Below are 22425 nucleotides of genomic sequence, written 5' to 3' on the forward strand. Positions count from 1 at the left end.
CGCATTGCGGAAGTAAATCGGGATATGACCCCGGTCACTTCGGAAAAACCCGAACTAAACCCTGATCTCCGCTCATTAAAGTCGAGCTGTTCCATCAGGAGTGTTTCGCCCATGACCGACCAAGCGCATCTCCAGGCCCTTCGTGAGAAGTACGGCAACGCCGCGGGGGGCGATATATTCGATCCGCATCTCCGGGAGGTCGCCCTGGGTCAGTTCACCGGCGGCGACAAGCGCAAATGGCCATTTGCAGGAATTCCGACATTCCTGGATGCGCCCTGCATGCCGGAGGCGGCACATTCCGACGATTTCGGTGGACTGGATATCGCACTGGTCGGCGTGCCGATGGATTTGGGCGTCACCAACCGGAATGGCAGCCGCTTCGGGCCACGCGCGCTGCGCGGTGTAGAGCGGGTCGGTCCCTATGACCATGTCCTTCGGATTTCTCCGATGAGCAAGGCCAGGGTGGCCGACATCGGCGATGTGCCGATGCACAGTCGTTACGATCTTGCCCGGTGCCATGCCGACATCGAGGCGTTTTATCGCCGCCTCGTCAGCGCCGGCGTGCGCCCGCTCAGTGTTGGCGGCGACCACTCCATCACCTCGTCGATCCTGAAAGCGATCGGTGCCAACGAGCCTGTGGGCATGATCCACATCGATGCCCATTGCGATACGGCAGGTCCTTACGAAGGAACCAAGTTTCAACACGGAGGCCCGTTCCGGCTGGCCGTTCTCGACGGTGTCCTCGACCCGCGCCGCACGATTCAGATCGGCATTCGCGGACCGGCCGAATACCTATGGGAGTTCTCCTATGAAAGCGGCATGACAGTGGTGCATGCGGAAGATGTCAGTGAGGCCAGTTTGCCGCGCCTGATTGAGAAAGCGCGCGAAATCGTCGGTCATGGCCCAACCTACATCTCCTTCGACATTGACGGCGTGGATCCGGGTTTTGCGCCCGGCACGGGAACACCGGAGGTCGGCGGCCTCCAGCCTCGCGAAGTTCTTCAAATCCTGCGCGGCCTGGATGGCCTTAGTATTGTCGGCGGAGACGTGGTCGAGGTCGCGCCGCAGTACGATTCCACCACCAATACTGCACAAATCGCCGCGCAAGTGCTGCACACGATACTTTGCCTTATGGTCAAGAGCGATCGAGACAACAGCGTCTAAAGCTCACAGGGCAGCGCCCTCTCGTCCGTCGGCGCTGCCCATTCGGCTATATGTTGGCCTCAGGGGTACAAGAATGAGCACCGATGCTCTGCTTCTTCGCAATCTTCCCAATTTTTCGCTGGAGGCCGCAAGGCGCGTGGTCGCGCGGCATTACGGGATTGAGGGGTCATACAAGCAACTGGCTTCCGAGCGCGATCTATCCTGGCGTATCGAGGCCGCCGATGGTCGAAAAATCGTCGTCAAGATATCGAATGCAAGCGAACCTGCAGGCGTCGTCGATATGCAGGTCAAGGCGCTCAACCATATCTTTGAGCGGGATCCGGCTCTTCCCGTGCCCCGCGTCATTCCTTCCCGCGCGGGCGCTGCCTATGAATGGATCGAGGACGGGCGCGGCGCACGGCATATGATCCGTGTGCTTACTTTCCTTTCGGGGGAAGTCATGGAGCAGGTTGAGGAAGCGTTTTCCGCCGAGGCCCGCTATAACTTCGGCGCCATGGTGGGGCGGCTTGCCCATGCGCTCAGGGATTTCTTTCACCCCTATGCCTGCAGCAATATGCATCTCTGGGACATTTCGCGGGCCTTGGCCTTGCGCCCGCAGCTGGAAAAGATTTCCGACGCAAAGCTTCGGCAGTTGTGCGGTGAAATTTTCGATCGCGCCGAGCACTTTACCCTTCCTCAATTGCTGAAGACGCGCCGGCAAGTCGTGCATCAGGATTCGCATGGCGGCAACATCCTGGTCGATCCCCGCAATAGTGCCTTGCCGGTGGGTATCATCGACTTCGGCGATATGGGCTATAATTCGATTGTCGCGGACATTGTCGCTGCCTCCGAAACATTCTCAAAATATGATGACGATCCGATCGCTTACCTTTGCGACGTGACGTCGGGCTTCGATTCGACGTACCCGCTCGAAGAAAATGAGATCGATCTTATTTTCGATGCGATGCTGCTGCGTCTCGCGATGGCCACTGTCATCCTGGAAGCGAGAGAAGCCACGGATGAATTCGGGATCCGCCACATCCAGGACGCCAGTCACTATCCTCGAATGATGACGTTGCTGAGCGGTCAGGGTCGCGCGCAGGCGATCCGCAGGCTTCGTCAGGCATGCCGGTTTCCGGTCTATGGCGCGATCGGGAACGATGGCGAGCGCCTCGCAGACAACTATGAATTGCTCAGGCATGACCGAGAAGCCCACCTGGGACCGATATGGCATTTTTACAAGAAGCCGCTGCACATCATACGCGCTGACGGCGCCTGGATGTATGCCGCCGATGGCACCGCCTATCTGGATGTTTACAACAACGTCCCCCAGATTGGTCATTGCCATCCGCATGTGGCGAAAGCGATCTACCGCCAGGCCAGCGCGCTGAACACCAATACGCGCTACATGTGCGACGTGACCGTCGAGTACGCAGCGCGTCTGACTGCCGACCTGCCCGATCACCTCGACACCTGCGTCTTCGTCAACTCGGGCAGCGAAGCCAACGACCTGGCGATGCAGATAGCCACGTCGCTCAGCAAACATGGTGGCGGCCTGATCATCGATCAGGCCTACCATGGATGCACCGAACTCACGACGGCGCTCTCCAATGAAAGCTGGCGTCACCTTCCCGCCGATGAGCATCCCAAACGAATTGAAACTCTGATGGCACCGGATATGTACAGGGGGCCTTACGCCAGCGACCCGCAAGCCGCTGAAAGCTACGCCGCCGACGCCGACAGGGCGATCGCCACCTTGAGCGAAAGAGGCCACAGGCCCGCAGCCTTCATGGTAGACACCGCCTTGTGCTCGAGCGGGGTTTTGCAGGCGCCTGAAAACTATTTCAATCTCGTTGCGGAGAAGGTTCGCTCGGCGGGCGGCTTCGTCATTGCGGACGAGGTGCAGGCCGGCTGCGGCCGCATGGGAACATTCTGGGGGTTCAGGGCAAATGGGCTAAAGGACGACAATGTCGACTTCATAACGATGGGCAAACCGGTCGGAAACGGCCACCCTCTCGGCGTTGTTATTCTCAGCTCTGCCCTCATGGAGCGGTTTCTCAATGGCACATATCCGCTTCTGTTCAGCACCTTTGGCGGCAATACCGTCGCATGCGCGGCCGGCATGGCCGTGCTTGATGTCATCGAGCGAGAAAGCCTGGTCAGGCGAAGCGCTGAGACAGGCGAATATCTGCGGCATGAACTGCGCCGCCTGGCTGAACGGTACGAAATCATCGGCGACATACGCGGCCGTGGGATGATGACCGGCGTCGAACTGGTGACCGATCGCCTCACCAAAGAGCCGGCAATTCAGCAAACCGATCGCCTTATTGAAGACCTGCTTGCCCGAAACATCCTCGTCGGCAAAGGGACGCCCAACACCCTCAAGCTCCGTCCGCCACTGATCTGGTCGCGTAATGAAGTTGACGTCTTCATCAGCGCTTTTGACGACGGCTTGAGAGCGCAGCGATGACGGCATCAGGGGCGCAGCTGTCATAGTCCCGGCATAAACCGTAATCTATGTGTCCAGAATAGACCGGTCCAGGTCTGGCTGGGGCGCCAGGATTCGAACCTGGGATTGTCGGTACCAAAAACCGATGCCTTACCACTTGGCTACGCCCCAACAGCCGGAACATGCCCGCTGCGCGCGGCCTTATAGGACGAGCCGACGGAAAGCTCAATGCGAGAATAGCAAGGCGCGGAACTGATCCACCGCTTCCCGCAGCGTTCGCATATCATTGTCTGCTGTCGCCTTGAGCCTGTCCATCGTTCCATCGCTTGCCGGCAGTTTCAGACAATCGAGTTTCCGGTCAGTCCCATGGCGTTTAGTTCCTGTTTTGTCCTCTTCAACTGGCCGTCGAGCCGCAAGTCTTTTTGTCATCGCTTTGTCTTAATCGATTGTAGAAGCCGGCTGGCTTGCCGACGGCTTGCCTTTCGCACTGCAGCATCATATCGCTCGTGCAGGGACACGGCGGAACTTTGGCTTCGTCAATCTTTTCAATCTCCTGCAACCGGAGAGCAAGCATGACCAAATGGGTCTACACCTTTGGCGACGGCGCTGCAGAAGGCCGTGCCGGCGACAGGAACCTGCTGGGCGGCAAGGGCGCCAATCTGGCTGAAATGTGCAGCCTGGGCCTGCCGGTGCCGCCGGGGTTCACCATCACCACCGAGGTCTGCAACGCCTATTACGCCAACGGCCGCACCTACCCGGCCTCGCTGGAAGCAGATGTCGCGGTCGCGCTGGATCACATCGGCCGGCTGACCGGGCGCCGTTTCGGCGATCCCTCAAAACTGCTTTTGGTCTCGGTGCGTTCCGGTGCCCGCGCTTCGATGCCCGGCATGATGGACACCGTGCTCAATCTCGGCCTGAACGACGAGACGGTCGAGGCGCTGGCCGCCGATTCAGGCGACGCGCGCTTTGCCTATGACAGCTACCGGCGTTTCATCCAGATGTATTCCGATGTCGTCATGGGCCTCGACCATGAGGTGTTCGAGGAAATCCTCGAAGACCAGAAGGGCGGCCTCGGCCATGAACTCGATACCGAACTGAGCGCCATCGAATGGCAGGGCGTGATCGCGCTCTACAAGGCCAAGGTCGAGGAGGAACTCGGCAAACCGTTTCCGCAAGATCCGAACGAGCAGCTCTGGGGTGCGATCGGCGCCGTGTTTTCGAGCTGGATGAACAACCGCGCCATCACCTACCGGCGCCTGCACGACATTCCCGAAAGCTGGGGCACCGCGGTCAACGTCCAGGCCATGGTCTTCGGCAATATGGGCGAGACCTCGGCCACCGGCGTCGCCTTCACCCGTAATCCGTCGACCGGCGAAAAGATGCTCTATGGCGAGTTCCTGGTGAATGCGCAGGGCGAGGATGTCGTCGCCGGCATCCGCACGCCGCAAAACATCACCGAGGCGGCGCGCATTGCCGCAGGCTCCGACAAGCCGTCGCTGCAGAAACTGATGCCGGAAGCGTTTCAGTCTTTCGTCACCATCTCCGACCGTCTGGAAAAGCACTACCGCGACATGCAGGATCTCGAATTCACCATCGAGCGCGGCAAATTGTGGATGCTGCAGACGAGGTCCGGCAAGCGCACCGCCAAGGCGGCGCTCAAAATCGCCGTCGAGATGGCGCGCGACAAGCTCATTTCAAAGGAGGAGGCGGTCGCCCGCATCGATCCGGCCTCGCTCGACCAGTTGCTGCATCCGACCATCGATCCGAAGGCGGCACGCGATGTCATCGGCATCGGTCTGCCCGCATCTCCGGGGGCAGCCACCGGCGAGATCGTCTTTTCCTCCAACGATGCCGAGGAGCTCAAGACGCAAGGCCGCAAGGCGATTCTCGTGCGCATCGAGACCAGTCCCGAGGACATCCACGGCATGCATGCGGCGGAAGGCATCCTGACCACGCGTGGCGGCATGACCAGCCACGCGGCGGTGGTGGCGCGCGGCATGGGCAAGCCTTGTGTGTCGGGCGCCGGCTCGCTGCGCGTCGACTACAGGGCCGGCACCCTGATGGCGATGGGATCGACGTTCCGCAAGGGCGATATCATCACCATCGACGGCGGCAACGGCCAGGTGCTGAAAGGCGCCGTGCCAATGCTGCAGCCGGAGCTCTCGGGCGATTTCGCCGCCATCATGGAATGGGCCGATGCCGTGCGCCGCATGAAGGTGCGCACCAACGCCGAAACGCCGCTCGACGCGCGCATGGCGCGTTCCTTCGGCGCCGAAGGCATCGGGCTTTGCCGCACCGAGCACATGTTCTTCGAGGGCGACCGCATCGTCGCCATGCGTGAGATGATCCTGGCCGACACGGAAAAGGGCCGGCGGACGGCGCTCGCAAAACTCTTGCCCATGCAGCGCTCGGATTTCCTCGAATTGTTCGAGATCATGGCCGGCCTGCCGGTGACGATCCGCTTGCTCGATCCGCCGCTGCACGAATTCCTGCCCAAGACCGAGGAAGAGGTGGCCGAAGTCGCCGCCGCCATGAACGTGTCGCCCGACAAGCTCAGGCAGCGCACCGAGGCCCTGCACGAATTCAACCCGATGCTTGGCCATCGCGGCTGCCGGCTCGCGGTTTCCTATCCCGAAATCGCCGAGATGCAGGCGCGCGCCATCTTCGAGGCCGCCGTCGAGGCCGGCAGGAAGGCCGGCGCGCTGGTGGTCCCGGAAATCATGGTGCCACTGGTCGGCCTGGTGAAGGAGCTCGACTACGTCAAGGCGCGGATCGATGCCGTCGCCAGGAGCGTGATGGAGGAAACCGGCGTCAAGATCACCTATCTTACCGGCACGATGATCGAACTGCCGCGCGCCGCGATCCGCGCAAACGTCATCGCCGAGGCGGCCGAATTCTTCTCTTTCGGCACCAACGATCTGACCCAGACCACTTTTGGCATCTCACGCGACGATGCGGCCTCGTTCCTGGAGACCTATCGCCAGAAGGGCATCATCGAGCAGGATCCGTTCGTGTCGCTCGACATCGAAGGCGTCGGCGAACTGGTGCGGATGGCCGCCGAAAAAGGCAGGGCAACGCGGCCGGAGATCAAGCTCGGCATTTGCGGCGAGCATGGCGGCGATCCGGCGTCGATCCATTTCTGCGAGGAGATCGGCCTCGACTACGTGTCGTGCTCGCCCTACCGCGTGCCGATCGCCAGGCTGGCTGCCGCGCAGGCGGCGGTGCAGGCTGCAAGGAACGGTCGCGGGTAAGGGGGCCGGCATCGGCCATGGCCGTGCCACCGAATGAATGATCGGCGAGACAGGCCGCGAGCCGTCCCTGCTCAGGCTGGCCCTGCTCAGGCTGGTTTGGCTTCGACCGTCACCTTGTTGGGATAGAACGCGCCGTGATCGCGGATTTCGATCATCTCGTCGAAAGGCTGCTCATAGGCCCACATCGCATCCTTGCCTGCTTCCGCGACAGGCAGCACGCTCCAATAGCTCGCATCGCCCTTGAACGGGCAATGAGTCGACGAGTCCGTCTTGCGAAGCTGGTCGAAATCGATGTCTTCGAATGGAATGTAGAGGATCCCGGGGTAGGGGGGTTCGGTCAACACCTTGGCCCTCCTGGACGAGGCAATGACAGCGTCGCCGGCGCGTACGGTCACAGTTCCGCTGTACGGCTCGATGGTAATGACTTTATCCGGGTTGCGTTGAAAGCCGGGTGACGGATTGGCGATCTGGTCCATGACGGTTCTCCTTGCACGACCTAAAATGTGTAGGGCGTGCCCGATGTGCAAGGCCGCTGTCGAATGCCGGCTCCATCGCCTTTTGGCGTTGTCCGGATCTCTCGTCAAATCGAGCTTGGCTATGACCGATCAGGGCCGATGACCCTATCAGGCTGATGACCGATCAGGCGGCAGCCTGAAAGGCGTCCATCAGCCCGGCATAGGCGGCGGCGATACCGGCGACAGGATTGGTGCTTCGCGACGCGGTTTCGACCTTGAGCGCACCACCGCCGGTCGGCAGGGTAAGAAGCAGGAACTGGCGGTTGCCGCCATCGCCGACGCAAGCCGCGGCGACGTGCTGGCTTTCGCCTTCGTTCTGAACGCACATCTTGAACAGCAGCGTGCCGCCGACCGCCTCAAGGGCGCCGCCGACGACTTCGACGAATTCGTCCTCGGAAACGGTTTTGGCGTCCGGCACCAAATCGGCCAGGCTTTCGGCAAGCGAATCTTCGAGAGCTTTGTCGTCGAGCTGCGCGTCCATGCGAACCTCTTTCATTCGCCAATCACACCCCTACCATTAATCAAAGTTAATGTCGACAATGGCCGGATTGTGGCGGTTTTCCCTGCCTTTTCGAACAATGGGCTGCTTCTGCCCGGTCATGGCTGGACAATCCGCTTGTTCGTCCCACAATGGAGCGAAAACCAGTGGGGGAACGAAAACCAATGGGAGGAGAAGAATGCTCGGACTGATGCAGGAATGGCCGCTGCTTTGCCACAAGCTTATCGACAACGCAGCCAGGCAGCACGGCGAACGCGAGATTGTGTCGCGCTCGATCGAGGGCCCGATCGTCCGGACCACTTACGTCGAAATTCATCGCCGCGCCTTGCGGGTCGCTGAGCGGCTCGAGCGTGATGGCTTTGGGCTTGGCGACCGCATCGCCACATTGGCCTGGAATACGGCGCGCCACATCGAAGCCTGGTACGGCATCATGGGTGTCGGCGCGATCTATCACACGCTTAATCCGCGCCTGTTTCCCGAGCAGATCGCCTGGATCATGAACAATGCCGAGGACAAGGCGATCTTCGTCGATCTGACATTCGTGCCGCTGCTTGAAAAGATCGCCGGCGCGGTCAAATCGCTCAGAAAGGTGGTCGTGCTGACCGACAAGGCGCACATGCCGCAGACGGCGCTGCCGAATGCTGTTGCCTATGAGGAATGGCTTGACGAAGCCGACGGCGCCTTCACCTGGAAGACCTTCGATGAAAACACCGCCGCCGGCATGTGCTACACCTCGGGCACGACAGGCGATCCGAAGGGCGTGCTCTACAGCCACCGCTCGAACGTGCTGCACGCCATGATTGCGGCGATGCCCGATGCGATGGGCCTCTCCTCGCGCGACACCATACTGCCGGTTGTGCCGATGTTCCACGCCAACGCCTGGGGCCTTGGCCAGAGCGGCCCGATGATCGGCGCCAAGCTGGTCATGCCTGGCTGCAAGATGGACGGCGCCTCGATCTATGAGTTGCTCGACACCGAAAAGGTGACGTTCAGCGCCGCCGTGCCGACAGTGTGGTTGATGCTGCTGCAGTACCTGGAGGAGACCGGCAAGAAACTTCCCTATCTGAACAAGGTCGTTATCGGCGGCTCATCCTGCCCGCGCGCGATCACGGCAAAGTTCCAGGGCAATTACGATGTCGAGGTCATTCATGCATGGGGCATGACCGAAATGTCGCCGCTCGGCACGCTGTGCACCATGAAGCCGGGCTATGCCGGGCTTGAGGGCGAAGCCCGGCTCGACGTCCAGAGCAAGCAGGGTTTTCCGCCTTTCGGCGTCGAAATGAAGGTCACCGACGACGACGACAAGGAACTGCCTTGGGACGGCAGGACATTCGGGCGCCTGAAGGTCCGCGGACCGGCCGTCGCGCGTGCCTATTATGGCGACATCGGCTCCGAACAGTTCGATGAAGAAGGCTGGTTCGATACCGGTGATGTCGCCCATATCGACCCAGGCGGCTACATGCAGATCACCGATCGCGCCAAGGACGTCATCAAGTCGGGCGGCGAATGGATCTCGACCATCGAGCTCGAGAATCTCGCTATCAGTCATCCGGATGTGGCGGAGGCGGCCGCCATCGGCATCCAACATTCGAAATGGGGCGAACGGCCGTTGCTTGTCGTGGTCCGCAAGCCGGGCCGGGAGCCGACCAAGACGGATATCCTCGCCTTCATGGACGGCAAGGTGGCGAAGTGGTGGATGCCGGATGACGTCGCCTTCGTCGGCGAAATTCCCCACACCGCCACCGGCAAGATCCAGAAGACAACCTTGCGCCGGCAGTTCAGGGACTATCGCCTGCCGACGGACTGACTGACATGACGTCTTTCGCCTTCAAGCCGCCGCTGAACGGCTTAAGCGCCGGTCCGGGGTGAAGCAGTGCTGAAAATAATGAAAACTCCCGAGCGACAGACGTCGAGGGCGGCCGGCTGGTCGCGGCGGACAGGCGCTTTTTCGGCGGTCCTGCTGCTGACCGTTCTCGCCGGCCACCGCTATCAGCTTGTTGAAACGCCGGCTTTCCTTTGGGTGCTCGGCATTGTCGCGCTGCTTGCCGCCTTTGCGATGCTGTTCGCCGGCCTTGCCTTTTCGAGAATTTGGAATTTCGGCGACCGTGGCGGTCGCGATCTCAGCGTCGGCGCGGTGCTGGCACTGCTGGTGCTTGTTCCCTTTGGCATTGCCGCCTACTGGGCAGCGACTTCTCCGCCGCTCAGGGACATCTCGACGGATTTCGACGATCCGCCGGCGCTCGACACCAGCACCCGGACCGCAGACATGAACGCGCTTTCGCCACCGACCCCGGGCGAGCGGCGCCTGCAGGCCGAGACCTATCCGCTGGTCACCAGTCGCAGCTATCAACTGCCTTTCGATCGGGTTCTGGAAGCCGTCGAAACCGTGCTCGGTCGTCGGGACTGGCAGCTTGCGGCGCCGTTTCCCCAGGCGATCGGGCAAAGCGAGGTGACGATCAACGCCCTGGCCAGGAGCTTCATCCTCAGCCTTCCCGCCGACGTCGCCATCCGTGTGACCGACGATGGCGATGCGGTCCTCGTCGACATGCGTTCGGCCTCGCGTTACGGCCGCTACGACCTTGGCGACAATGCGGCCCGCATCGTGGATTTCCTGGCCGAACTGGATCAGGAAGTCGCCGGCCAGGTCGGCACGGCCCCGGCCGAGTGACGTCCAGAGCATTTTTACAGCCAAGGCGGAATCGCTTTGACGCCACAGAAATGCGGCTGATACAATCAGGGGTTGAGTATGCGAATAGGCTATTCGGCCGGCTCGAATTCACCCTTGAGCAAAATTGTCTCCACCGGCCCAAGCGGATTGATGATCCGGCTCTCCAGCACTTCGACAAGCTTGCGTCCGACAGCCGCCATATCGACGGAATGAACTTCGATCTTTGCCGGCAGGAAGCGTGCCAGCCGTGTGCTGTCGCGCGTGACGATGTGGACGTCGCTCCCCGGCGCAAGACCTCTTTTGCCAAGAGCGTGCAGCGCCCCCAGCAGGCCGAGTTCGTTGGCGCATGCCAGGCCTGTCGGCGGATCTGAGCAAGCCAGCAAGCGATCGAACCAGGCTGCGCTCGATTCCATGGTGAACATGCCATGACCGATCAGCGCTTGGTCGATCGCAATGCCGGCCTCGGCCATTGCCCTTGCATAGCCGGAAAGACGCATGGCGCTTCCCTGATCCTCCGGAACCAGAAGTTGCAGTGCAATGCGTCGGCAGCCCTTGTCCATGAGCCGTCGGGTTGCCTCGTAGGCAATCTGTTCATTGTCGACATCGACATAAGGATACGCGGTATCCAGGTCGGTTCTTCCAAACGCGACGAATGGCATGCGTTGATCCAGCAGCAGCTTGACGCGCGGATCACCCGACACCAGACGCGTGATGATCAGTCCGTCCGTGCTGCGCGCCTGAAGCTGCCGCTGCACGCTCTCGACGGGATCGTCGTCGGGCGTGGTGGAATAGATGGACAGGCTATAACCGGCTTTTCGCGCCGCCAGCGTCATGCCTTCGATCAAAGGCAGCTTCAACAGATCGGACAGATGATCTCGGGTCTCCATCGGGAGTACTGCCGTCAGCGTCAGCGTTCGACCGGTTTTTAGCGCACGACCATGATGATTTGGCAGATAGCCGACCCGCTTGGCCGCCTCCTTGACGCGGGCTATGGTCGAGGGCTGCACTTCCGGCCCATCCTTCAGAGCGCGGGACACCGTGGTCACCGAGAGGGAAAGTTCCGCCGCGATCTGCTTTAGATTGGCCATTGTTCGCCCGACTTCATTTGCGAAAGCGCCGGCTGACTTGCTGACCGCCATAACGTTACCGGATTCGACATCCCGGTCAATCCGAACGCCCGTGGCAAGCAGCTTGACTCCTGCGTGTTCTGATGCAATCGTAACGTTACGATTACAAATAAATGGCCATTTCAGGCAATATTTGATGACGTTGGGGAGGAGAACCTATGTCCTGGCTGCGCATTTCCTTAACAGCATTCGCGATCTCGGCTGCCGTGCCCGTCCACGCGCAAACACTCACCATCACGACCGCAGGCGGCGATTATGGCAACGCCATGAAAGAGGCAATGTGGGGCCCTGCTGCAAAAGAGCTAGGCTATGATGTCCGCGAGGAGACCCTGAGCGACGGCCTGGCCGCCTTGAAGATGCAGGTCACCTCGGGGGCAATTGCGACCGACATTATCCACCTCGGCTCGCCGGAAGGCGCGCAGGCCGCCGCACAATCGCTGCTGGAGCCGCTCGACTACAAGATCATCGAGGCCAAATCCGTGCCGGAGGGTGCCGCGTCCGACTACTGCTATCCGTTCGATTCCTATGGCACCGTCCTGTCGTGGAACACCAAGACCTATGGCGACAACCCGCCGAAGACCTGGGCCGAGTTCTGGGACGTTGCCAAATTCCCGGGCCGCCGCGCGTTGCGCGCCAATGCGCAGGACTCGATCGAGATCGCGCTTCTCTCCGATGGCGTGGCGCCGGCGGACGTCTATGCCGTGCTCAGCACGCCGGAAGGGCTGGAGCGCGCCATCAAGCGGCTTGAAGCGATCAAACCGGATGTCGCCGTGTGGTGGACCTCGGGAGCCCAGTCCGCGCAGCTGCTGAAGGACGGTGAGGCGGATCTGGTCGTTACCTGGAACGGCCGGGCAGAGACCGTGAAAAAAGATGGCGGCGCGGCTGACTACACGTTCAAGGGGTCGGTCATCGGCACGGACTGCCTTGGGGTGCCGAAGGGCGCGCCGAACAAGGAAGCCGCGATGAAGCTCATCGCAGCGATGACTCAGCCCGCGCGCGTTGCGAAGCTGACCGATTTCATCGCCTATGGCCCGGTCAATCCTGCGGCCTATGAGGGTGGCCTCATTCCCGAGGACCGTCTGAAGACGCTTGCGACCGCGCCTGAAAATGCCGGCACTTCGGTGTTTTCGAATTCGCAATGGTGGGTCAAGAACGGCGAGGCTGCCCAACAGGCCTTCGACGAGATGATGGCCCGCTGAGTCTCGGCTGACAAGGCTGGAGCAGATGATGAAGTCGCTCCCGATCACCATCGACAGCGTCAGCAAGGCTTACGGGTCCTACGTCGCACTGGATGATGTCTCGCTCGACATTCAAGCTGGCGAGTTCCTCACGCTGCTGGGGCCATCGGGATCGGGCAAGACCACGCTGCTCATGGCTCTGGCCGGCTTTGTCCGGCCGGATTCCGGAAAACTGTTGTTGGGCGATCGCGACATTACCCGCCTGGCGCCGAACAAACGCGACATCGGCATCGTATTCCAGAATTACGCCTTGTTTCCCCACATGAATGTCCTGGCGAATGTCGCGTATCCGCTGGCGCTGCGCAAGACGCCGAGAGCGGAGGCGCGTCAGCGGGCGCTTGCCACCCTGGCCCGCGTCAAGCTGGACGGCCTGGCGGAGCGCAATATTGCCGCGCTGTCCGGCGGCCAGCGTCAACGGGTGGCATTGGCGCGGGCAATCGTCTTCGAACCGCGCGTGATGCTGATGGACGAGCCGCTGTCGGCGCTCGACAAGAATCTGCGCGAAACCATGCAGTACAAGATCCGGCGTCTGCACGATGACCTGGGCATCACCACAATCTATGTGACCCACGACCAGCGCGAAGCGCTGATCATGTCCGACCGGATTGCGGTGATGAATTCCGGCCGCATCCAGCAGATCGATACGCCGCAGCGGATCTATGATCGTCCGTCGACCCGCTTCGTCGCCGAGTTCATGGGCGAGGCCAACATCGTGCCGCCGGGCTCGGTGCGCAGGATCGATGGCGCCGAAGCGTCACGCGATACTCTGATGATTCGCGCCGAAAGCTTCCACCTTGATGCCAAGTTCGTCGGGGCAGACGGCGTGGCTCTCGAAGGAATACTGCGCGCCAAGGCGTTCCGCGGCGAGAACTGGCTTTTGACGCTGGCGCTTGACGGTGGCCAGGAGGTCCTTGTCTGCATTCCGGCAGCGCTGGCCGGCGGCTGCGCCGAGCTTGCCGCCGGTCAGCGGATGACCGCATATGCACCAGCAGCGAAGGTTCACGCCATACCGGGAGCGCTGGCGTGACTGTCACTGTGGATCCAGCGCTGCTGGCGGATGCGCGCCGCGAGAGGCGTTTTTTTCTTTCGCTTTCGCTGCCGGCGCTGTTCATCGTTGGACTGGCGGCGATATTGCCCATCCTTTGGATCATCCGGCAATCTTTTTTGACCACAGGCGGTGAGTACACTGTCGGCAACTACGCGAAAGTGCTTTCGAGCGGACTGACATGGTCGGCGCTCGTCACCACCCTCGAACTGTCCCTCGGCACGCTGGCGATCTGCATTCTTCTGGGCATCCCCCTGGCACTCGCCTTGGCCAGCGCCAGGCCAAGGGTGGCCAATGTGCTGATGGCCTTCGTCATGCTGCCGTTGTGGACCGCTATCCTGGTGCGCACCTATGGCTGGCTCGTGCTGTTGCGGCGTGATGGCCTGGTCAACGCGGCTTTGACTGGTTCTGGCCTGACGGCGGAGCCTTTGCCGCTGGTCTACAATTTTACCGGAACGCTGATCGGCATGGTTCACTACATGCTGCCGATCTTTCTGCTGCCGGTCTATGCCGCGATGCGCGATATCGACCCAAACCTCGTTCGCGCGGCAGCGAGCATGGGAGCCACGCTCGGGCAGGTCATCCGCACCGTCATCATGCCGCTTTCGGCCGGCGGCATCTTCTCGGGTTCGGTCATCGTGCTCATCTATTCCATCGGTTTCTTCATCACGCCGGCGGTGCTTGGCGGCGGCAAGGTAAATCCTCTCTCTACCCGGATCGAGCGTGCGCTATCGACCTTTCAGGACTGGGGGTCGGCGAGCGTCCTGGGCATTCTGCTCCTCGTTCTGATGGCGCTGATCGGTGTGATGCTGCTGGCGGCACGCCGCCTGCTGGCCCAGAACGCAGCGGCAGCCTCCCATGCTTGAAGCCTATCCGCAAAACCGGCTCGCCCGCATCGTCCTGTGGAGCTTTGCTGTCCTTGTCATGGCATTTCTGATGTTGCCGACGCTCGTGGTGGTGCCGCTTTCGTTTTCGGCGTCCAATCTCCTCGAGTTTCCGCCGCACGCCTACTCGTTGCGCTGGTACGAGAATTTTTTCGGCTCGGCGACGTGGATGGCAGCACTCAGGACGAGCCTGATCCTTGGGACATTGACGGCGCTGATTGCGGTGCCTTTTGCGCTGCTCGCCTGCATCTCGATGAATCGGCTGGGCGGCAAGACCGCAGCGTCCATCCAGGGCGTTCTGCTCACCCCCTCTGTCACCCCGGGGATCCTGCTGGCGATCGGCCTGTTCTTTGTGCTGGCGGCGCAACGCCTGGTCGGAACGCTGTTCGGTGTGCTGGTCGGACATGTGGTGCTCGCCGTTCCGGTGGCGTGCATCGTGTTGCTGCCCGCCCTGGCTCGCTTCGACTGGAACCAGGTTCAGGCGGCGCGCAGCCTCGGCGCGGACTGGGCCAGGGCCATTGGCGAGATAATCGTTCCGCAACTTCGGCTCAGCCTGTTGTCGGCGACACTGATGGCGTTCCTGACGTCGCTCGACGAGTCCGTGATTTCGATCTTCGTCGCAAGTGGTCGCAACAGCACGATGCCGAAGCTCATGTTCATCTCGCTGCGCGATCAGATCGATCCGACCATTGCGGCGATCTCGACATTGTGGACCGCTATTGTTGTGGTCGTCGTCGTGATCGTCGCCCTTCGCCAAAAATCCTGACCGAGCCAAAAATCCTCACCGAGCCAATATCCTGATCAAGATGGGAAGCATGCCCCAAAATCATCACGCGGCCGGTGCTCCGGCGGACCGATCGACTGACATACCTCAGCTAGGCTTGGCCATCATCACCGGGTCGGCAAACTGGGGGCTTGCCTTCCCGGAAGACGTCGGCTTCGAGGGCGTGCGCACGCTGCGGCGCGACATGAGTTTTGAAACGCCTTTCGGTCGTTCCGACAACTGGAAGTTGCTCGAGTTCGATGCCTCGATTTCAGCCGAAGGCAGAGCAAAGCGGGCGTTGTGCATGTATTCGCACGGCAATCCCCGCGACCATATCGACCATTCCTGCCATCGCCGCGCGTTCTGGGTGTTGATGCAAGCGGGGGTGCGGCAAGTCCTCGCCTGCTCGACCGTTGGCGCCGTCAACAAGGCGATCCAGCCCGGCGACATGGTGGTGCCCGCCGACATCATCGAATTGACGCAGACCCCGTTTTCACTGCTTCCGGATCGCCAGAGTTTTGACTGTTCGGGCAAGCAGATCGTATGTCCAAGATGTGCGGCGGTTCTGGCCGAGACGGCCCGCCGCCATTGGCCATCCCGCGTTCATGGCATCGAACAGCAACTGGTCGCTGCCCATTGTTATGGGCCGCGGCTGACAACCCCGGCCGAAGCCTTGGCCTATCGCGGCATGGGGGCGGACGTGCTCAACCACTCCATCGCCCCTGAGGCGACCCTGGCGCGCGAGATCGGCGCCTGCTTCGTGCCCTGTGCGTTCGTCACGGCGGGTTTCAACGACTATATGGACCGCAACCGCCAGAAATTGCTGCAGGAGGACGTGCTGCCCAATCTCTCCATGACAGCCTCGCTTGTCGCGCTGGAGACCGCCGCGCGACTTCCGGCCAATCCGCAATGCTCTTGCCAGGGTCTGAAGTCGCCTCAACCTGAAGAGCGTTCCAGCCGGTTCTGAGCTTTCAGGAGCCGAGTGCGAGTTCTGGCGGGATTTTTTAGCCAGGCAGGCTGAAAATGCCGTCGATGTCAGGGTCGCCGTCGGTGCTCGCCAGGCCGCGCGCCACCAGGTCCTCGAGATGGGCAAGCACCGACAGCGCGGCCGCGCCGTGCAGGCGCGGATCGGTATCCCGGTAGATCGCCGCGACCACCTCCTTGATCGTCCGGTCGCCGCTTCTGATCCGCTCCAGGATCGCTTTTTCGCGCATTCGGCGATGCGTTCTCAACTCGCGCATGAAGCTGCGCGGCGCTGCCACCGGCCCGCCATGGCCGGGCAGCAGCAGGCGGTCGTCGCGCTCGATCAGCCGATCCAGCGAGGCCATATAGTCGGCCATGGCGCCGTCCGGCGGCGCAACGATGGAGGTCGCCCAGGCCATGACATGATCGGCCGGGAACAGGATACCGCTTCCTTCCAGCGCAAAGGCTGCATGATTGGCGGTATGGCCCGGCGTCAGCACCGTTCTGATCGCAAAACCGTCGCCGTCGACCACCATATCGTCGGCAAGCGCGGCATCCGGATTGAAGGCGGTGTCGGCGCTGGCGTCGAGCGGATTGATTTCGCCGGTGCGCAGCGGCCTCGCCGGCCGATGCGGACCCTCGGCCAGGACAATTGCACCGGTGTGCTGCTTCAGCCGCGCTGCCAGCGGGGAATGGTCGCGATGTGTGTGGCTGACGAAAATGTGGCTGACCGGCCTGTCTGCGATCACCTCGAGCAATGTCTTGAGATGCGCCTCGTCATCCGGCCCCGGATCGACCACCGCCAGCGTTTTCCGCCCGACGATGTAGCTGTTGGTGCCGTAGAATGTGAACGGGCCGGGATTTTCCGCGGTAACCCGAACCACGTCGGGCGCAACGGTCACGCCCTGGCCGTAGGCCGGGTCGAAGTCGGTGTCGAATTTCAGCGCCATGGCAGTTCAGCCCTGTTCCAGAGGCGGCAAAACCGATTGCCGCATAGCACGGAAGCCAATATAGGAAAACGCAAGGCCGCGATCTGCGGCAGACCGCAATGAGGAAGACCATGGCAATTGCAACGACGCCGCTTGTTTCTCTCGCTCTGCCTGAAAGGGGCGCGGCCCGCCTGGCGACGCAGCTTCTGCTGGCGATCGTTGGGACGCTGCTGCTGACCTTGTCGGCCAAGACCAGGGTTCTGCTCGGACCAGTCGACATCTCGATGCAGACCCTGGCCGTGTTCCTGATATCCGCTGCATTCGGCATGCGCCTCGGCGTCGCCACGCTGCTTCTCTACATGGCGGAGGGCGCCATCGGCTTGCCGGTCTTCCAGGGCACGCCTGAAAAGGGCATCGGCATTGCCTACATGCTCGGCTCGACCGGCGGCTATCTCTTCGGCTTCGTCGTCATGGCGGCGATCGTCGGCTGGGCCGCCGATCGCGGCTGGGATCGCCATCCGGTCAAGCTCTTCAACGCGATGCTGGTTGCCGAAATCATCATGATGGCGATGGGCTTTGCCTGGCTGGCGCTGCTCATCGGCCCGGAAAAGTCGTGGCAGTTCGGCGTCGTGCCCTTCATCGTCGGCGACCTGATCAAGGTCGCCCTGGCGGCGAGCCTTGTGCCCGCCGTCTGGTCGCTGCTCAGGCGCCCCTGAACTCTCAGCACTGATCGGCAAGCACAGGAATGATCCTGTTTCAGCGACGGCTCGTCGGGAACGCAGGGCGGCGCCAATTGGCCGGCATCTGCTGTGCAACGATTTGCTAACGATACCGTCACACAATGGTCAAGACCAAGGGCTAAGGACCACAACAGCCGGCGATTCGTCGCGAGCCGCTGTAACCAGGCGGCTACGCATCGGCGCAAAAATCGGTCGATACCGTGGTTGGGTGGCTAAAAAATAATGTGGCTCGGTAGCTTGTTAGGCAAAGCTAAAATTAATGGACAAATAGCAAAAAATCGACCAACCGCCTTGATCCCCGCGACATAGCTGCTCGACCGGTATCGTTGCGCTGTCGTAACCCTTGACATCGACCATGCCGAAGACCGCCGAGAGCGAGACGCGTGATTAGCCCGAAAAAAACAACAGACAAGGCGACTTCATCGTTGCAACGGCCCGCGGTCGCCGCAGCGCGCTGGTATGCCGCCAGCGTTTTTCCGGGAAAGGAAGACGTCGCCGAACGGCATCTCCGGCTGCAGGGGTTCCAACCGTTTATACCTCGCTGCGAGAAGACCATTCGTCATGCCCGGCGCATCGAGACGCGACCGGCGGCCTATTTTCCAGGTTACATGTTCATCGCCCTCGATGTTGCGCTGCAGCGGTGGCGCTCGGTCAACGGGACGTTCGGTGTGCGCTCCCTCATCATGCAGGGCGAGCGGCCATTGCCGGTCCCCTCGGGGCTGGTGGAGCGGTTCATTGCCCTGACTGGCAAGGACGGCTTGCTTGATTTCAGCGGAGGCCTTACTGCGGGCGCCTCGGTTCGGATTCTTTCAGGTCCTTTCGCGGAGATGATCGGTCGTCTTGACCGGCTCGATCCGGCCGGAAGGGCCCGGGTTCTGGTTGCCATCATGAATGGCGAGATCCCTGTTGACATGGATTCAAGGGAACTCGTCGCGATCGCGTAGCCGCAACTGACGCTAGGTCATGCGGTGCAAGTGCTGCAAAGTCGGCTCTCGGGTTCACCCGGGAGTGCGGTAGCCATTTGGAGCCGAAGGATGTCGATGGACGTGGCAATGCAGATCTGTTGCTTGTCTTGGCGGATGATCAGTTAAATTGGTTAGTGGCTTCACGAATTTGAACACCTCAACTGTCAACCTGCCCAACCAGAGGCATCTTCTGCTTCGGATGCGCTTTCAATTGCTAGGCGGATTGACATTCGCGATCCTGTTCCCGGCGCTCATCCGCATGTCGTTCGGCCAACATGTGATTTGGTCATCGAACATGCAGGTTACGATCTTTGCTGCCCTCATCGCTCACACGTCGGGTTACCTGCTTTATAAGCGCATCGGCAATTTTCCGGGTGTGGCGGCGGCTGGTTACATTCTGCCCACCTTCGCCCTGACTTACGGCCTCGTATTCATGGCTATCTTCTTTTTCAGGTTTGATTATAGCCGGTTTCAGGCCGCAGCGAGCTTCATTCAATCCACCCTGTGGTATTTTGGCTTGAGCTTGGCCACACGGCGGCTCGACCCATACCGGTTGGCAGTAATCCCCGGAGGAGATGTTGATAGGCTGGAAGATATACCAGGCGTTTGTTGGCACCGGATTCATTCGCCCGAGACGATTGTCGAACATGCAAGCGGTGTGGTGGCCGACCTTCGAGCCGATCTTTCGGATGAATGGGAACGGTATATTGCCGATCGCGCGCTCTCGGGAACGCCGGTCTATCATGTCAAGCAGATCAGCGAATCGCTTACGGGCCGAGTAGAAATAGAGCATCTTTCCGAAAATACGTTAGGATCTTTGAATCCAAACCATGCTTATTTAAAGATTAAACAGGCAGTCGATTGGATATCTGCGCTAGTTATTCTAGTGGTTTCTTCGCCGTTGCTCTTGTTCGTGGCGGCAGCGATAAAATTTGACTCAGCTGGCCCGGCCTTGTTCAGGCAAGAGAGAATGGGTTACAGAGGAAAGATCTACGAAGTTTACAAATTTCGGACAATGAAACTCGGCCCCCCGGTTGGCGATGAAAAGGAAGAGGCCATCACAAAGGCCGGCGATGCGCGCATCACGCGCCTTGGGCAGTTCTTGAGAAAATCCAGGATCGATGAATTGCCGCAGGCCTTCAACATTCTGCGTGGCGAGATGAGCTGGATCGGACCGCGCCCGGAAGCACTCGTACTCTCCAAGTGGTACGAGGCCGAGCTGCCATTCTATCGATACCGCCACATCGTTCGGCCCGGCATTACCGGATGGGCGCAAGTCAACCAGGGCCACGTTGCGGCCGTCGACGATGTCCTGGAAAAACTTCACTACGACTTCTACTACATCAAGAATTTCTCCCCTTGGCTCGACGTGCTGATTGTGTTTCGTACCATCCGAACCATGCTGACAGGTTTTGGCGCGCGTTGACATGCGGCAAAGATCGACGATTGATGTGACGAGGCTAACTCACCTGATGTCCCGGGGTGGTCGGAGCAGCACGTTTTTTGGACGAGGATCCGTTCCGAGGCTAATCAGCGATGAAGATATTGTCCTATTGAGACCGCGGAAGCGACAACGACCGGGAAGTTAGCGCTTATCGCCGGCATTACCGGCCAGGACGGCGCCTATTTTGCTAACTTCCTGCCTGCCCAGGGATTCGAGGAACGGCTCCGGCGAAAGACCCGCGCTGGATCCTGCTTACAACCCACTCTGAGTCCGGTATGGGGGAGCGGCCACGTACTGCAGGCGACCTCTCACACGCGCTTACCAAGAAATGTCGAGTTTTTGCGGAGGAGTTTCGCAGTTGAAGAGGACACGCGGGTCACGCCTAAGAGGACACGTGGGTGACCGCTATTGTGAGAAGTCAACTGCCACTATTAGTATTACGACTCTCGCGCTTCTTTCGCGTGCAAGGTCAATGAATGAGCGACGGTGCGTGTCGGAGTCGAGGCTGGCGACCGTTGAACAGAAGCTCAGTGCCCGCGCGACGGGGGAATGATCGGTTGGCTGCCGGAGCGACCCGGCTGGTAAACGTCATTTTGCGTTTCACTACGCTATTCATTCGATTTCTGTTTGTATTTTTCCTAGCCCGGTACCTCGACCCCGCTTCAGTCGGCTACTACGGGCTTTTCACGGCCACAGTTGGCTATTGTGTTTTTTTGGTCGGCTTGGATTTTTACGTCTTTGTTTCGCGCGAAATTCTGAAAGTTCCCGAAGGCCAGAGAGGAGGTATGTTAAAAGGACAATTGGGCTTGTGCTGCTTCCTCTACTTGATTGTAGTCCCGGCCTTCGTCTTGTTCTTGATCTACGCCGGTTGGCCAGCGTATCTGCTGTGGTGGTTCGTCCCAATTTTGGCGTTAGAGCATTTCAACCAGGAAGTGGCCCGACTGCTCATTGTGCTATCGGACCAAGTGGCCGCCAGCATAACGTTATTCGTGCGCCAAGGCAGCTGGGCGATTGCGATCGTGGCACTGATGATCGGGGATGCGGGAAGTCGAAACCTCGGTGTTATTATGGCGCTGTGGGCATGTGCAGGCGTCGCCGCCGCAGCACTGGGTATTTGGAGGCTGGGGCAACTAAATATTGGTGGTTGGTCCAGGCCGATTGATTGGGTTTGGGTCAAGAAGGGTGTTTCCGTCAGCACGGCGTTCTTGGTTGCGACCCTCGCCTTGCGGGGTATTCAGACAGCCGATCGGTACTGGATGGAGGCGCTCGGCGGCATAGAGACGGTTGGTGCCTATGTGTTGTTCCTCGGCGTTGCTGGAACGTTGATGGTGTTTCTGGACGCGGGTGTGTTCTCATTCGGCTACCCGGCACTGATCAGCCATGCCCACAATCAGGAATACGCCCTTGCCCGTGCAAAGGTGCGACAGATTTTTTTTCAGACCCTGGCAACTTCGGTTGTGTTCGGCTTTGCAAGCTGGGCGTCACTGCCTTACCTGCTGGATTGGGTGGGCAAGTCCGTCTATCAGCACGCCCTTGGCCTATATCCATGGGTTCTGCTCGCGGCCATCATCAATGCCGTCGGCATGGTGCCCCACTATGCTCTCTATGCCCGTGGTTCCGACAAGCCCATTATCTACAGTCACATTGCTGCGTTGCCGGTATTTGTTGTATCGACCTGGTGCCTGAGCGGAAGTCACGCTGAACTGGCGGTTCCTATCGGCATGACGATCTCGTTCACGCTGATCATGGTCTGGAAAGCCATCGCCTACCATCAAATCGACAGAAATCACTAGCGCCGAAGT

19 protein-coding genes, 1 tRNA gene and 1 pseudogene are annotated in these 22425 nt (G+C 60.5%); 14 read left to right on the plus strand and 7 right to left on the minus strand.

Translation table 11 applies throughout. The annotated features are described in order from the left end of the window. Nucleotides 1–111: 111 nt before the first annotated feature. Both speB and AC0L2V_RS01060 read left to right on the plus strand, forming a co-directional pair. Entirely contained in the window at nucleotides 112–1164 is a 1053-nt protein-coding gene (speB, locus tag AC0L2V_RS01055; RefSeq protein WP_473519179.1) for an agmatinase, read from the plus strand. A gap of 73 nt (nucleotides 1165–1237) precedes the next feature. After that, nucleotides 1238–3613: an aminotransferase class III-fold pyridoxal phosphate-dependent enzyme gene (locus AC0L2V_RS01060; RefSeq protein ID WP_473519181.1), complete on the plus strand. Its 2376-nt coding sequence runs from the start codon at nucleotides 1238–1240 to the stop codon at nucleotides 3611–3613. Between the two features lie 75 nt (nucleotides 3614–3688). On the opposite strand, the gene AC0L2V_RS01065 is transcribed toward AC0L2V_RS01060, so the two are convergent. Both AC0L2V_RS01065 and AC0L2V_RS01070 read right to left on the minus strand, forming a co-directional pair. Next, nucleotides 3689–3763, minus strand: a tRNA-Gln gene (locus tag AC0L2V_RS01065). Between the two features lie 54 nt (nucleotides 3764–3817). Beyond that, on the minus strand, nucleotides 3818–4021 hold the full coding sequence (locus AC0L2V_RS01070; RefSeq protein ID WP_473519183.1) for a hypothetical protein: 204 nt from the start codon (nucleotides 4019–4021) through the stop codon (nucleotides 3818–3820). Nucleotides 4022–4164: 143 nt separating this feature from the next. On the opposite strand from AC0L2V_RS01070, the gene ppdK reads away from it, so the two are divergent. Continuing rightward, nucleotides 4165–6843 carry a pyruvate, phosphate dikinase gene (ppdK, locus tag AC0L2V_RS01075; protein ID WP_473519184.1) on the plus strand — a complete coding sequence of 893 codons (2679 nt, stop codon included), beginning with the start codon at nucleotides 4165–4167 and terminating at the stop codon, nucleotides 6841–6843. Between the two features lie 86 nt (nucleotides 6844–6929). On the opposite strand, the gene AC0L2V_RS01080 is transcribed toward ppdK, so the two are convergent. Further along, nucleotides 6930–7319, minus strand: a complete 390-nt coding sequence (locus AC0L2V_RS01080) for a DUF427 domain-containing protein (protein ID WP_473519186.1) — start codon at nucleotides 7317–7319, stop codon at nucleotides 6930–6932. Between the two features lie 163 nt (nucleotides 7320–7482). Then, the gene (locus AC0L2V_RS01085; RefSeq protein ID WP_023797902.1) at nucleotides 7483–7839 is read right to left on the minus strand and encodes a hypothetical protein; all 357 of its coding nucleotides are present in this window, start codon (nucleotides 7837–7839) and stop codon (nucleotides 7483–7485) included. 196 nt (nucleotides 7840–8035) lie between these two features. Between AC0L2V_RS01085 and AC0L2V_RS01090 the strand changes: the two genes are divergently transcribed. Both AC0L2V_RS01090 and AC0L2V_RS01095 read left to right on the plus strand, forming a co-directional pair. Further along, nucleotides 8036–9664, plus strand: coding sequence for a fatty-acid--CoA ligase (locus AC0L2V_RS01090; RefSeq protein ID WP_473519187.1), 1629 nt, complete (start codon nucleotides 8036–8038; stop codon nucleotides 9662–9664). Nucleotides 9665–9742: 78 nt separating this feature from the next. After that, nucleotides 9743–10525 (plus strand): DUF1499 domain-containing protein, encoded by a 783-nt coding sequence (locus tag AC0L2V_RS01095; RefSeq protein ID WP_473519188.1) that lies wholly within the window; start codon nucleotides 9743–9745, stop codon nucleotides 10523–10525. 89 nt (nucleotides 10526–10614) lie between these two features. Here AC0L2V_RS01095 and AC0L2V_RS01100 read toward each other — a convergent pair whose 3' ends face one another. Continuing rightward, nucleotides 10615–11370 carry a substrate-binding domain-containing protein gene (locus AC0L2V_RS01100; protein WP_473519392.1) on the minus strand — a complete coding sequence of 252 codons (756 nt, stop codon included), beginning with the start codon at nucleotides 11368–11370 and terminating at the stop codon, nucleotides 10615–10617. 159 nt (nucleotides 11371–11529) lie between these two features. Next, a pseudogene (locus AC0L2V_RS01105) lies at nucleotides 11530–11664 on the minus strand (hypothetical protein); the annotation flags it as partial. Between the two features lie 146 nt (nucleotides 11665–11810). On the opposite strand from AC0L2V_RS01105, the gene AC0L2V_RS01110 reads away from it, so the two are divergent. The 5 genes from AC0L2V_RS01110 to AC0L2V_RS01130 all read left to right on the plus strand — a co-directional run bounded on the left by AC0L2V_RS01110 (nucleotide 11811) and on the right by AC0L2V_RS01130 (nucleotide 16549). Beyond that, nucleotides 11811–12851, plus strand: a complete 1041-nt coding sequence (locus AC0L2V_RS01110; RefSeq protein ID WP_473519189.1) for an ABC transporter substrate-binding protein — start codon at nucleotides 11811–11813, stop codon at nucleotides 12849–12851. 28 nt (nucleotides 12852–12879) lie between these two features. Beyond that, nucleotides 12880–13917 carry an ABC transporter ATP-binding protein gene (locus tag AC0L2V_RS01115; RefSeq protein ID WP_473519190.1) on the plus strand — a complete coding sequence of 346 codons (1038 nt, stop codon included), beginning with the start codon at nucleotides 12880–12882 and terminating at the stop codon, nucleotides 13915–13917. After that, on the plus strand, nucleotides 13914–14801 hold the full coding sequence (locus AC0L2V_RS01120) for an ABC transporter permease (protein WP_473519191.1): 888 nt from the start codon (nucleotides 13914–13916) through the stop codon (nucleotides 14799–14801). Before AC0L2V_RS01115 ends, AC0L2V_RS01120 begins: the two co-directional genes overlap by 4 nt. Next, on the plus strand, nucleotides 14794–15585 hold the full coding sequence (locus AC0L2V_RS01125) for an ABC transporter permease (RefSeq protein ID WP_473519192.1): 792 nt from the start codon (nucleotides 14794–14796) through the stop codon (nucleotides 15583–15585). The genes AC0L2V_RS01120 and AC0L2V_RS01125 overlap by 8 nt, the downstream gene beginning before the upstream one ends. Before the next feature lie 115 nt (nucleotides 15586–15700). Then, the gene (locus AC0L2V_RS01130; protein WP_473519193.1) at nucleotides 15701–16549 is read left to right on the plus strand and encodes a phosphorylase family protein; all 849 of its coding nucleotides are present in this window, start codon (nucleotides 15701–15703) and stop codon (nucleotides 16547–16549) included. 37 nt (nucleotides 16550–16586) lie between these two features. Here the strand turns inward: AC0L2V_RS01130 and AC0L2V_RS01135 are convergent, their stop codons facing one another. After that, on the minus strand, nucleotides 16587–17495 hold the full coding sequence (locus AC0L2V_RS01135) for an MBL fold metallo-hydrolase (RefSeq protein WP_473519194.1): 909 nt from the start codon (nucleotides 17493–17495) through the stop codon (nucleotides 16587–16589). A 110-nt stretch (nucleotides 17496–17605) separates the two neighbouring features. Between AC0L2V_RS01135 and AC0L2V_RS01140 the strand changes: the two genes are divergently transcribed. From AC0L2V_RS01140 to AC0L2V_RS01155, 4 genes are all read left to right on the plus strand, one after another. After that, nucleotides 17606–18190, plus strand: a complete 585-nt coding sequence (locus AC0L2V_RS01140; RefSeq protein ID WP_473519195.1) for a biotin transporter BioY — start codon at nucleotides 17606–17608, stop codon at nucleotides 18188–18190. Between the two features lie 407 nt (nucleotides 18191–18597). Beyond that, nucleotides 18598–19158 (plus strand): transcription termination/antitermination protein NusG, encoded by a 561-nt coding sequence (gene nusG, locus AC0L2V_RS01145; RefSeq protein ID WP_473518251.1) that lies wholly within the window; start codon nucleotides 18598–18600, stop codon nucleotides 19156–19158. Nucleotides 19159–19327: 169 nt separating this feature from the next. Continuing rightward, nucleotides 19328–20605 (plus strand): sugar transferase, encoded by a 1278-nt coding sequence (locus tag AC0L2V_RS01150; RefSeq protein ID WP_473519196.1) that lies wholly within the window; start codon nucleotides 19328–19330, stop codon nucleotides 20603–20605. A 575-nt stretch (nucleotides 20606–21180) separates the two neighbouring features. Continuing rightward, nucleotides 21181–22416, plus strand: a complete 1236-nt coding sequence (locus tag AC0L2V_RS01155; protein ID WP_473519197.1) for a lipopolysaccharide biosynthesis protein — start codon at nucleotides 21181–21183, stop codon at nucleotides 22414–22416. The last annotated feature ends 9 nt before the right edge of the window (nucleotides 22417–22425 follow it).

The sequence above is a fragment of the Mesorhizobium sp. WSM4814 genome (assembly GCF_055811595.1).